Here is an 11,790-nt window from a genome sequence, read left to right as displayed (position 1 = left end):
GTCGCACGGCTCCGGGACCGGCAGGTCGATCAGGCTTCGTCGCCCGCGGCGTCCTCGTCGGCCGACGCAGCGGCGGCCTCGCCCTCCTCGTCGCCCGCGGTCGGCGCCTCCTGCTCGATGCCAGCCTCGGCCTCGAGCGCCTCGAGGGCGTCCTCGCTGATGGGAGCGTTGATGGTCACCACGGTGCGCTCGGGCTCGATCTCGAAGTCGGCACCGTCGGGCAGCGTCAGGTCCTCGACCCGCTTGACGTCGCCGATGGCCAGCCCGGTGACGTCCAGCTCGAGGTAGTTCGGCACATCGAGGGGCTTCACGGCGATGGGCACGGTGTAGAGGATCTGGTTGAGCACGCCGTTGTCGTCCGCGGTGTCGTCCTCACCCAGGAGGTGGACGGGGACCTCGACCGAGATCTGGGCGTTGCGGTCGACCGCGAGGAAGTCGACGTGCACGACCTCCTGGCGGATCGGGTGGATCTGGAGGTCGCGGGCGAACACCAGCGTGGTGTCGCCGGCGATGTCCAGCCGGATCATCACGTTGCGACCGGCCTCGGTGTGGAGGACGTGGTAGAGCTCGAGCGCGTCGACGTGGACCGCCGTCGGCTCGACCTCGTAGCCGTAGACGATGGCCGGCACGCGGCCGGTCCGACGGAGGCGACCGGTCGGGCCCTTGCCCAGCTCGGTACGCGGCTCTGCGGTGAGGGAGACCTGCTTGGACACGGGCGTTTCCTGAGCTGCGTCGGTCCCACGCGTGGGTCGGTCACCGGAACCCGGGGGGTGCGGGGTGGCGAGGTGTCACGCTGGGTGTCCGGCCGGGCAGCGCCTCGGACGCCGGACGTGCGACGACCCGCGGTGGACGCGGGCCGTAGGCGTGGAGGATACCGGGGCGCTCGCGGCACCGGCAACCGCCGACGCTCAGGCGCTCGAGGTCGCGCCCAGTTCACACGTTCTCGCCGCGGAAGATCTCGCTGACCGACTCGTCCTCGAAGACCGCCCGTAGCGCGGACGCGATGATCGGCGCGATCGACAGCACCACGAGCTTGTCACCCTCCGGCCGCCGCTCGGGCGGGATCGGGAGGGTGTTGGTCACCACGACCCGCTCGATGTCGGAGTTGGTCAGACGCTCCGCGGCGGGACCCGAGAACAGCGGGTGGGTGGCCAGGGCGATGACCCGCGCCGCACCACGCTCCTTGAGCAGCTTGGCGGCCCCGCAGATCGTGCCCGCCGTGTCGATCATGTCGTCGACCAGGATCGCGGTCTTCCCGGCGACGTCACCGATCACGTCCAGTGTGACGCTGACGTTCTGCTGCTCGGGGTCGCGCCGCTTGTGCAGGATGGCGATGCTGGAGCCGACGTGGCCAGCGAACTTCTCGGTCAGGCGCACCCGGCCGGCGTCCGGCGAGACGATGACCCGCTCGTCGGGCGAGGTGTTCTCCTTGACCCACTCCACCAGCAGCGGCAGCGCCGTGAGCGCGTCGAACGGGTCGTCGTAGAAGCCCTGGATCTGGCCCGTGTGCAGGTCGACCGACATGATCCGATCGACCCCCGCGGCCTCGTACATGTCCGCGACCAGCTTGGCGGCGATGGCCTCGCGGGCGAGGGCCTTCTTGTCCGACCTGCTGTAGCCGTAGTAGGGGATCACCGCGATGACGCGCTTGGCCGACGCACGCTTGAGCGCGTCGATCATCACCAGCTGCTCGAAGATGAAGTCGTTGATGGTCATGCCGCCGGGCAGGGACACGTGCGACTGCATCACGAACGCGTCGGTCCCACGGACCGACTCCGCGAACCGGGCGTACAGCTCACCGTTGCTGAACTGGGCGAGCTTGACCTCACCGACCCGCATCCCGAGGTGGTCGCAGACCTCCCGCGCGAGCTCCGGGTAGCTGGACCCGGAGAACAGCATCATGCGCTTCTTGGTGATCAGTTCCACGGGAACGAGCCTCGACAGGGGTGAGCGGGCGGGTGGAGGTGCACGCTACCGCTCGGCGGCCCAGCCCTCCTTGTTGACCTGGCGACTGCGGGCGATCGCGAGGGCGTCCGACGGCACGTCGTCGGTGACCACCGAACCCGCGGCCACGTACGCACCGTCCCCGATGGTCACCGGTGCGACGAGTGAGACGTCGCAACCGACGAAGGCGCCGTCCCCGACGGTGGTGTGGGACTTCGTGCGGCCGTCGTAGTTCACGGTGATCACGCCGCACGCGATGTTGACGTCCGTGCCCAGGGTCGCGTCGCCGATGTAGGCCAGGTGCGGGATCTTGGTGCCCTCCCCCACCTCGGCGTTCTTGGTCTCCACGAACGCGCCGGCCTTGGTCGCCACCCCGAGGCGCGTGCCCGCACGCAGGTGGGTGAACGGACCGACGGTCGCGCGGTCACCGATCACGGCCTCGTCGGCCCTCGTCGAGTGCACCGTCGCGTCGGTGCCGACCGTGGTGTCGGTCAGGTGGCTGTTCGGACCCACCACGGCCCGTTCGCCGATCACCGTGGTGCCTTCGAGGATGGTCCCAGGCAGCAGCCGCGCGTCGCGCTCCACGCGCACGGTGACGTCGACGTGCGTGGTGCACGGGTCGTCGACGGTCACCCCCACGTCCGCGGCGAGCCGGGCGATGTGGCGCTGACGCAACACCCCCGCGGCGGCGGCGAGCTGCCAGCGGTCGTTGACCCCGGCGACCTCGTCCTCGGCGGCGACGACCGCGCCGACCTCCCGCCCGTCACCGGTGAGGATGCCGACCACGTCGGTGAGGTACAGCTCGCCCTGGTCGTTGGCGTCGTCGATACGGCCGATGGCGTCCTCGAGCGCTCCGCGGTCGACGAGGTACATGCCGGCGTTGACCTCGCCGACGGCACGCTCCTCCGCGGTCGCGTCGCGGTGCTCGACGATGCGGCTGACGTTGCCCGTGTCGTCGCGCAGCACCCGGCCGTAGCCGGTCGGATCGTCCAGGACGGCGGTCAGCATGGCGGCGGTCCGCCCGTCGGCCGCCGCGTCCAGGGCGTACAAGGTCGGGGCCGTCAGCAGCGGCGTGTCGCCGGGCAGGACCAGCACCCGCTCGATGTCGTCGGCCAGGGCCGGCAGCGCGACCTGGACGGCGTGCCCGGTCCCGCGCTGGTCCTCCTGGACCACGGTGACGGTGCCGGGCAGGTCGAGGGACGCGACCTCGGCGGCGACGGCCTCCCGCTGGTGGCCCACCACGACGATGATCTGCCCGAGCCCGAGCGGTCGTATCGACTCGAGCGCGTGACCGACCAGCGACCGACCGGCGGCGCGGTGAAGCACCTTGGCCAGGTCGGAGCGGAACCGGGTGCCCTTGCCCGCGGCGAGGACGATGGCGGCCACCGTGGGCCGGTTGGACTCGAGCTCACGCGACACGACGGCACCTCACGGGCGGGGGGCGAACGGGATCGGAGCACCGGACAGGCGGACGCCCCGGGCGACGACGCGAGGTGGGTGCAGCTGGGAGGCAGGGGTTCGAACCCTGGATACCGACTCCAAAGGACGGCGTGTTACCGATTACACCACCTCCCAGGGAGCACCCACCGCCTCGCGCCGGAGCGCTCGGCGGCAGCGCCGACGGGGAGGCTAACGGGTGTCGAGGCGTCCTCGACCCGCCACCCGCGGACGGGACGGCCGGCGCGCAGGACGGCCGGGCGCTCAGTCGCGCCAGACCTCGGGGCCACCGGCGGGCGACGACCCGACCTCGACCCGGTCGAACACGTCGGAGACGGCGTCCCGCAGGCGACCGGCCTCCTGCGCCGTAGCAGCCAGGCCGACCACCGTCGGGCCCGAACCGGACACCAGGGCACCCAGCGCACCGGCGCCGAGCAGCGCGTCACGCTTGTCGGCGAGGTCGGGCCGGAGGTGGATCGCCGCGACCTCGAGGTCGTTGTGCAGCGCGTGCCCGAGCGCCTCGGGATCACCGGTCCGCAGCGCCTGCAGGACCGCGTCCGGCTCGGCCTGCGACGGTGTCGCCACCTCGTCGTAGGCGCGGTAGACGTCCGGGGTCGAAAGCGGCGCGTCCGTGATCCCGACGACCCAGTGGTAGGTCCCCCGCGTCAGCACCTGCGCGGTCGCCGTCCCCGTCCCCGTCGCGAGCGCCGTACCCCCGGACACGCAGAACGGGACGTCCGCGCCGAGCTGGGCGGCGAGCTCGCGCAGGCGGGCCCGGCCGAGGTCGGCGCCCCACAGTTCGTCGAGGGCGACCAGCGCCGCAGCCGCGTCCGCGGACCCGCCGGCCATCCCGGCCGCCACAGGGATGTGCTTGTCGAGGTGCAGGCGCGTGGTCGGGCCGTTGCCGTTCCCGCCGCTGTTCCCGCCACCGAGCCCGGTCTCGGCCATCACCACCCGGGCCGCCCGGACCGCGAGGTTGTCCTCGTCGGCGGGGACCCCGGCCGTGGCCTCCTGGGTGAAGCGCAGCCGCATCGAGCGCCGGGCGGCCGGGTGTTGGGCCGTCGGGCCGTCGAGCCGCGCCGTCACGGTGTCGTACAGCGACACGGTCTGCAGGATCGTGACCAGCTCGTGGTAGCCGTCGTCGCGGAGCCCACGGACGGTGAGGAAGAGGTTGATCTTCGACGGCACGCGGACGCGGACGCGCGTCGGCGGCTGCCGCTGCTCGACGTCTCCCACGCGTGCCACCTCCCCCGCACCGTTCACTCGGCTCGACGGACACACGGGTCGTACCTGGCTCTCCCGCACTCTGGCCGTCGCTCGACCGCGCGCCATGCTACGGAGGAGGCCCGCCGGTGCCGCATCGGCCGGGCCGACCGTGCGTCAGCCGTCGCGACCGCGGGCCTCCAGCGCGTCGGCCAGCCGGGCGATCGCGACCGCGTCCAGGGTCTCGGCTCGTGTTCCGAGGTCGATGTCCGCCTCGTCTGCGGCGGCGGTCAGGACCTCGAGTGGCGCGAGCGAGCGCAGGTTGTTGCGCAGGGTCTTGCGGCGCTGGGTGAAGGCCACGTCGACGAAGGCCAGGAGCCGTTCGCGCCGCGCGCCGGTCGGCGCATCGGCACGTCGGGTGAGGCGCACCATCACCGAGTCGACGTTCGGGACCGGGTGGAACACCGAGCGGGGCACGGTCATGGCGACCACGGCATCGGCCTGCAGGGCGAGCTTGACCGACACGCCCGCGTGCAGGGGGTGGCCAGGACGGGCCGCCCAGCGCTCCCCGACCTCGCGCTGGACCATCACGAACAGGTCCGCGACCGCCGGGTCGGCCAGGGCGTGCATCACGATGGGGGTGGCGGTGTTGTAGGGGAGGTTGGCCACCAGCCGCGCCGGGCCGTCGTCCACCAGCTCACCGAGCGCGGTGTGCAACGCGTCGGCGTGGACGACCTCGACGTTGCCGACATCCGCCAGCACCTCGCCGAGCGCACCGACCATCCCGGCGTCGATCTCGACGGCTACCACGCGTGCGACCGCCTCGGCGAGGCCGAGCGTCAACGACCCGAGGCCGGGACCGATCTCGAGGACGGTGTCGGTCGGCGCGAGGTCGGCCGCGGCCACGATGCGGCGCACGGTGTTCGGGTCGACCACGAAGTTCTGGCCCGCGGCCTTGCGCGGCGCCAGCCCGTGCTCACGCAGCAGCCGCTGCACCTCGGTGGGGGTGAGCAGGAGGGACCTCGCGTGCCGGTGGACCGGTGCAGGCTACGCAGCGCCGGTCAGCGGACGCCGATCTGACGGGAACAGTGCGGCCAGGCCTCCCAGCCCTGGGCGCGCTGGACGCGCTTGCCGACCTCGATCTGCTGCTCGCGGGTGGCCTCGTAGGCGTACTGCGGGGCACCCGATGGCTTGTGCGCCGACCACGTCGACGGGTGGAACTGCAGCCCACCGTGGTAGGTGCCACGCGCCGACCAGTTGCCGCCGGACTCGCACCGGGCGAGCCGGTCCCACACGTCGTCGCCCGCGGGCTGCGGCGAGCTCGCCGGCGCCGGGGCGGGCTTCGGGGGCGGCGGGGGCGGCACGAACGTGCCGACCAGGACGACGCGGTCGCGCGGCTCGGTGGTGACCTCGGAGGAGACCAGCTCGCGAGCGACCTCCTCGCCGTCCACCAGCTCCACGCGGTAGGTGTCGCGCCGGACCCCGTCGCGTCCCTCGACATCGACCCGGGTCACGCCCTTGCGCAGGTCGTCGGTCTCGCGCCGGACCTCGTCGTGGGCGATCGCGACCTCCTCGACGACCTCGTCGTAGGCCACGCGCTCGACGGTCACGTTGGTGTGCGGCTGGATCGCTGCAGCGAGGTCCCAGTCCACGACGTCGTCGGGGCCGAGCTCGATGCCCTCCTCGGTGAGGACGTCACCGACGGTCCCGGCCAGGGTGGTGACCTCGCGGGTCCCACCGTCCACCGTCAGCCGCAGCGTGCGCGGCAGCTCGAGGTGGATCGTGTCGCCGTCCTCGACGGGCGCGGACCACGCGGGTGCGATGCGAGCGCCCCGGTCCCGGACGTCGAGGTCGGCCTCCAGCAGCACCGCCGCGACCGAGGCGACCGGGGCGCTGATCCGCCGGATGACCGCCCCGTCGACGGCTACGTCCACGGTGATCGCGCGTGCGACCTCGATCACGTCGACGTCGGACAGCGGGGCGTCCGGTTCGGGCGTCACCTGGTCCGCCGGGCCGACCGGCACGTCGAGCTGGGCGAGCACGTCACCGACCGTCGATGCGTAGGTCCGCGTCGACAGCAGCTCGCCGTCGACGGCCACCTCGACGAGGCTGGACCAACCGATCAGCGGCACGGCGGCGAGGCCGAGCACGCTGAGACTGAGCAACCCGCGGGCACGACGCAGCAGGCGGGAGCTACGAGGGGAGGGAGACATGGGGGCGAACCGTACGGACGGCCCGCTCGAACGGACGGGGACGAACGGACAGGTCACCGTGTCCGCGCGGCGTTCAAGCGGCTCGTAGAGCGGCTGATCGCCGGCCGTCCGCGAGATGTTCCGTCGCAGGTCAGGTGGGCTCCGACGGGTCCTGGGTGGGCAGCGCGAAGGCACGGATCGCGTTGGCCATCACCACGTCGGCCAGGTCCTCGTCCGTACGTCCGTGGAGCTCGGCGAGCGTGCGCAGCGTGAACGGCAGGTACGAGGGATCGTTGGCCTCGCCGCGGTGGGGGTGCGGGGTGAGGTAGGGCGAGTCGGTCTCGGTCAACAGCAACTCGAGGGGGGTGGCGGCTGCTGCGTCGCGCAGCACACCCGCGTTCTTGAACGTCACGTTCCCGGCGAACGACAGGTACCAGCCGTGCTCGGCGCATCGCGCCACGACCTTCTCGTCGCCCGAGAAGCAGTGCATGACGACACGCTCGGGCGCCCCGTGCGCATCGAGGACGTCCAGCAGGTCGTCCCACGCCTCGCGGCAGTGGACGATCAGGGTCCGGTCGTGCTCGACGGCGAGGTCGATGTGGGCCCGGAACGAGGCCTCCTGCTGCTTCGGCGTGGTGTGGTCCCGGTAGTAGTCCAGGCCGGTCTCACCGATCGCGACGACGTCCGGTTCGGTGGCCAGGCGGCCGATGACCTCCATGACCTGGGGGCTGGCCTCCATCGCATCGTTGGGGTGCACACCCACGGCGGCGAACACGCCGTCGTGACGGCGCGCGGTGCTGACGGCCTCCGTCGACGACGCCATGTCGGTCCCCACGGTGATCATCGTGGTGACCCCGGCAGCACGCGCCTTCGCGACCTGCGCGGAAGCGGACAGGTCGAAGTGGTGATCGAGGTGACAGTGCGTGTCGACGTACGGCACAGCGAAGCCTTCAGGTGGGGACGAGGTCGTGGCCTGGGGCAGCACCGACAGGACGGCTGGGCCAGCGGGCGACGTCGCTCAACGCCGCTCCCCCGACCAGCACCCGCGATCGCGAGGTCCGGACACGACACGACCCGCCACGTGGGCGGGTCAGGGAGGAGCGTACCAGAGCACCGGCCTCGCCCGCTCGGTCCCGTCCACGCGAACCTGCAACCGGTAGCGAACGGCCCGCCAGGCACGTGGGCCTGCAACCGGTAGCCGCCATCCCGCGCTGCAGGTGCAGCTGCAACCGGTAGCAAGCACACGGTCGAGAGCGTGCGGTTGCTACCGGTCGCGTGTGGAGCGGGGGCCGCTCACCCCCCGCTGCTCCGAGTGAGCGGGAGGTGAGCGGCGGCTTCAGCGGACCGGCTCGGCGTCAACCGCGAGCCCGAGATCGACCCATCCGTCGGTGCCGTGGAGGAACGCGCGTCCCTCCGCTCCGAGGAGGACGCCGTCGTCGGGGAGGCGGTGCATCCAGGCCGCGTCGAGCTGGCCGCCCTCGATGAGCTCAGGCGGCAGGTCGAGGTGCCCCTCGGGTAGCGGACGCGTGATCGTCGAGCCGCCGACGGTCCGATCGACGAGCCGCCACGTCGGCTGGGCGACCGCGTCGAAGCCGGCGAACGCGTGCAGCGCGGCCACCTCGAACCGGGGTCCCTCGGCGGCGGCGCCCGACGTGAACTGCGGGCCGTCGTCATCGGGGCTCAGCGAACCGTCCGCCAGACGCTCGAAGCGCCACACCCACGTGCCGGGCTCGCCGTCCGTGGCGAGGAAGCGGAGGAACCAGCCGTCGGCCGTGTCGACCCAGTCGACCACCCGCACGGCGGCGCCATCGACGGCCGGTGTCTCGAACCCGTCGTGGTCGCTCGGCCCCTCGCCCGTGCCCGGTCCGTCGTCCCACCCCGTGACGCGGAGGACGGTCGGACCGTCGTCGCCGAGCCGCTCCAACCACGTCAGCGAGGCGCCGTCAGGGGTCCAGGCCATCCCGTGCAGGGTCAGGCCGCTGTCGTCGCGCGCGTTCGGTGCGAGCACCGGGTCATCGACGGTCACCGGTGGCCGGGGTTCGCCGGCCACGATCTCGACGTAGCGCAGGCCGGTCACCCCGTCCTCGGTGACGAGCGCCGCCACGGTGAGGTCGTCGACCGTGCCGCCGGGCCGGACCGCCACCTCCACCACGGTCGCGTCACCCTGGTCAGCGAGGTCGAGCAACGGGACATCGTCCCCACCACCTCCGGGCCGCAGCCACACGCTGGTCGCATCCGCCTGCACCATCGGAACGGTCGGCTCCCCCGCTGGCATGCGATCGGTCACCGTGCCCTCGGTGGCCTCGCGGGGCCCCTCGACGCCACCGAGCAGCGCGCCGACGATCGGGCCGTCGCCGAGCACCTGCGGGAGCACGATCTCGAGGCCGCCGTCCGCCGTCGTCGCCACGCGCGCCACGAAAGCGCGGCCGACGCCGTCGTCCGGTTGACCCGCTCCGAAGACCCGGTCAGCGACCATGAGCGCCGTCCCGCCGCGCGCCGCGAGGGAGACGTTCCCAAGCCGGCCGCCGAACGGGACCTTGCGCTCGGCCAGCACCTGGTCGCCCACGACGTAGCGCAGGAGCGCAGCGTCGTGCTCGCCGCCGCCGGAGAGCTCGGGCCGGATCAGTTCGAAGCGGGGGTCCCCGTCCTGCCCTGGCACCTGCGAGGTGAAGGCCACCGAGGCCTGCCCGACCTCGGCTCCCGGGGGCGGGAGGAGCTCCCTGGTCGCCCGGACCGCGAACCCGTCCTCCGTGCGCTCGAGGGTCTGCTCGACGAAGCCTTCCTCACCGAGGCTGCCGACCAGGCGGCTGCGGTCACCCACGTCGGTGACCGCTCCCGTCCAGTCCTGCACGAACGTCGGCCCGCCGTCGATGACACCCGCCCGGTCCACCGCGAGCGCAGCCGTCCGGAGGTCGATGGGGACCACGTAGGTCACAGCCTCTTCCCCGGATCGTCCGAGGTACGCGATGTGGCGGCCGTCGGGCGAGACGACGTAGGCGGAGCGGTTGCTCGCGAACCCGGGGATGTCGCGGTTCGGCGTGAGCGCGGCCACGACGTCCCCACCGTCGCGACGGACGTAGACCACGAGCCCGAGGTCGTCGCTGGCACCATCGTCGTAGCCCACCGCGACGAAGTCGTCGATGGTCGAGCCGACCGACACGGTGAAGCTGTGGACGGTCATGTTCCGGTTCACGGGTGGGTGCAGCTCGGTGCGCTCACCGGTGGCGAGGTCGTCCGCGACGAGCGTCCCGTCATCCAGCACCAGCAGCGCGTGGTCGGGATCGCCCGGGAGGGCCGCCACCGCGGGGGTCACGATCTCCTGAGCGATGGGAGCCGCGCGGGTCACCCCGTCGGGCAGGGCCCGGGGCGCGAGCAACGCGCCGCTGCCGTCGCGCATCGCGATCCACGTGCGTTCCCCGTCCCCGAACACCGCCGCGTCCCCCCAAGCGTCGAGCCACACCGCCGGAGCCTCGGCCCCGTCGAGGAGCGCTGTGACGTCCAGCTCAGTGGTGATGGCGCCCGCCTCGGTGACCCGGAGCTCGACGCCACCGGCCACGGGGACCAGGCTGTACACGGGCCCACCGAGCTCACGTTCCGGATCGAGGTGCGAGCTGGCGACCGCCAGGACCGTGGTCGGCAGCAGCGAGGCGAGGTCGGTCTGGTTCGGCGCCGTTCGGAGCGACGTGCCGTCCCCGTCGGCCTCCTGCAACTCGACCGTGCGCAGCTGGCCCTGCGCGGTCCGGACGACGACGGCGGTGGTACCGGGCTGTGCACCGGCGGTCCAGTCCTGAAGCACCGCGCCTTCGGACAGACGGACCGCCGTCCAGCCCCGGTCCGCGTCAGCATCCTCAGCGGCGGTCGGCATCAGGAGCAGGTCAGAAGCAGAGCCGCCCGAGGTCACCAACGCGACCCAACGTCCGTCGGGGCTGAGCACGACGCCGCCGTCGGCTGCCACGTCGAGCCCCGCGTGGACGGCCCCGACCCCGTCACCGATCAACGAGAGGTCGCGGCGGCTGTCCAACGCGGCCGCAAGCAGGTCGTCGGCGACCTCACCGGGGGTCGCGAGTGCGGCGCCGTCGGCCACCAGCCTGCCGAGATCCTGGGTGCCGCCGGTGGCGAGGTCGAGGCGCCCGACCGCACCGTCACGGACGACCACGAGTCGATCGGGGACGTTCGGTCCCGCCTGCGTGGCCAGCTGCTCGGCGAAGTCGTCGATGCGGGGCACGTCCGGGCCCCGTTCGAGCAGGAGCGGGACGGCCAGGGCGAGGCCGAAGGCTGCGGCGCCGGCGGGGACGGCGGTGAGCAGTCGGCGGCGCCGTCGTCGTGCCGCGCGCGCCTTCACGTGCCGGTACAGCGCGGGGGCGGTGGTGACGTCGTCGACGCGCTCCTGCAGCGTCGCGCGCAGGCGGTCCTCCATGGGGGCCATCAGCAGCCACCTCCCGAGGTCGTCGGTTCCCCGGTTCCAGCGGGCTTGGTACGAGACACGGCGCCGTCCGCGACGCGTGGATCCTCGACGAGCTCCTCGAGGCGGGCGATACCCCGAGACGCGCGGGACTTGACCGTGCCCACCGAGACGCCGAGGACCTCCGCCGTCTGGGCCTCCGACAGGTCCTCGTAGTAGCGCAGGACCAGCACGGTCCGTTGTGGAACGGGGAGGCGGCGGAGCGCCTGCCACACCTGGTCGCGGTCGGCGGCGTGGTCGTCGACCAGCCGAACGCCGCGGTCGTCGCCCGAACGTGCCTGACCGACGCGGCGTTCCAGGTAGCGACGTCGCAGCTTCGATCTGGCCTCGTTGACCACGGCGCGTCGCACGTAGGCCGCGACGTCGCGGATCTCACCGCGCCGCCAGCGCACCAGGATGCGCGCGAACACGTCGGCGACGACGTCCTCGGCGAGCTCGGCGTCGTTGACCAGCAGGTAGGCCAGCCCGGCGGCGCGCTGGCGTTCGGCGGCGAACACGGCCGCGAAGCCCTGTTCGTCCGTCCCCGCCCGAACCATCGCCAGCACCGGCTGC

General features: G+C 72.8%; 9 protein-coding genes and 1 tRNA gene. All 10 read right to left on the bottom strand.

Going from position 1 to position 11,790, the window contains the following annotated elements; translation table 11 throughout:
* Window positions 1-29 precede the first annotated feature (29 nt).
* Window positions 30-713 carry a 50S ribosomal protein L25 gene (locus tag NITAL_RS09760; protein ID WP_052666067.1) on the bottom strand — a complete coding sequence of 228 codons (684 nt, stop codon included), beginning with the start codon at window positions 711-713 and terminating at the stop codon, window positions 30-32.
* Window positions 714-933: 220 nt separating this feature from the next.
* A complete protein-coding gene (locus tag NITAL_RS09755) occupies window positions 934-1,926 on the bottom strand; it encodes a ribose-phosphate diphosphokinase (protein WP_281175529.1) in 993 nt (330 codons plus the stop codon).
* Window positions 1,927-1,971: 45 nt separating this feature from the next.
* Entirely contained in the window at window positions 1,972-3,363 is a 1,392-nt protein-coding gene (gene glmU / locus NITAL_RS09750) for a bifunctional UDP-N-acetylglucosamine diphosphorylase/glucosamine-1-phosphate N-acetyltransferase GlmU (protein ID WP_083441411.1), read from the bottom strand.
* An 84-nt stretch (window positions 3,364-3,447) separates the two neighbouring features.
* Window positions 3,448-3,519 (bottom strand) — tRNA-Gln (locus tag NITAL_RS09745).
* A 126-nt stretch (window positions 3,520-3,645) separates the two neighbouring features.
* Window positions 3,646-4,617 carry a 4-(cytidine 5'-diphospho)-2-C-methyl-D-erythritol kinase gene (locus NITAL_RS09740; protein WP_211262310.1) on the bottom strand — a complete coding sequence of 324 codons (972 nt, stop codon included), beginning with the start codon at window positions 4,615-4,617 and terminating at the stop codon, window positions 3,646-3,648.
* Between the two features lie 144 nt (window positions 4,618-4,761).
* Window positions 4,762-5,580, bottom strand: a complete 819-nt coding sequence (gene rsmA, locus NITAL_RS09735; RefSeq protein WP_052666065.1) for a 16S rRNA (adenine(1518)-N(6)/adenine(1519)-N(6))-dimethyltransferase RsmA — start codon at window positions 5,578-5,580, stop codon at window positions 4,762-4,764.
* A gap of 65 nt (window positions 5,581-5,645) precedes the next feature.
* Window positions 5,646-6,797 carry a resuscitation-promoting factor gene (locus tag NITAL_RS09730; protein WP_157041739.1) on the bottom strand — a complete coding sequence of 384 codons (1,152 nt, stop codon included), beginning with the start codon at window positions 6,795-6,797 and terminating at the stop codon, window positions 5,646-5,648.
* 130 nt (window positions 6,798-6,927) lie between these two features.
* Window positions 6,928-7,716 (bottom strand): TatD family hydrolase, encoded by a 789-nt coding sequence (locus NITAL_RS09725; RefSeq protein ID WP_052666063.1) that lies wholly within the window; start codon window positions 7,714-7,716, stop codon window positions 6,928-6,930.
* A 396-nt stretch (window positions 7,717-8,112) separates the two neighbouring features.
* Window positions 8,113-11,202, bottom strand: coding sequence for a hypothetical protein (locus tag NITAL_RS09720; protein WP_052666062.1), 3,090 nt, complete (start codon window positions 11,200-11,202; stop codon window positions 8,113-8,115).
* Window positions 11,202-11,774 carry a SigE family RNA polymerase sigma factor gene (locus NITAL_RS09715; protein ID WP_245617729.1) on the bottom strand — a complete coding sequence of 191 codons (573 nt, stop codon included), beginning with the start codon at window positions 11,772-11,774 and terminating at the stop codon, window positions 11,202-11,204. The genes NITAL_RS09720 and NITAL_RS09715 overlap by 1 nt, the downstream gene beginning before the upstream one ends.
* Window positions 11,775-11,790 lie beyond the last annotated feature (16 nt).

The organism is Nitriliruptor alkaliphilus DSM 45188 (assembly GCF_000969705.1).
GTDB lineage: Bacteria > Actinomycetota > Nitriliruptoria > Nitriliruptorales > Nitriliruptoraceae > Nitriliruptor > Nitriliruptor alkaliphilus.
This window is presented reverse-complemented; position numbering and strand designations above follow the sequence as displayed.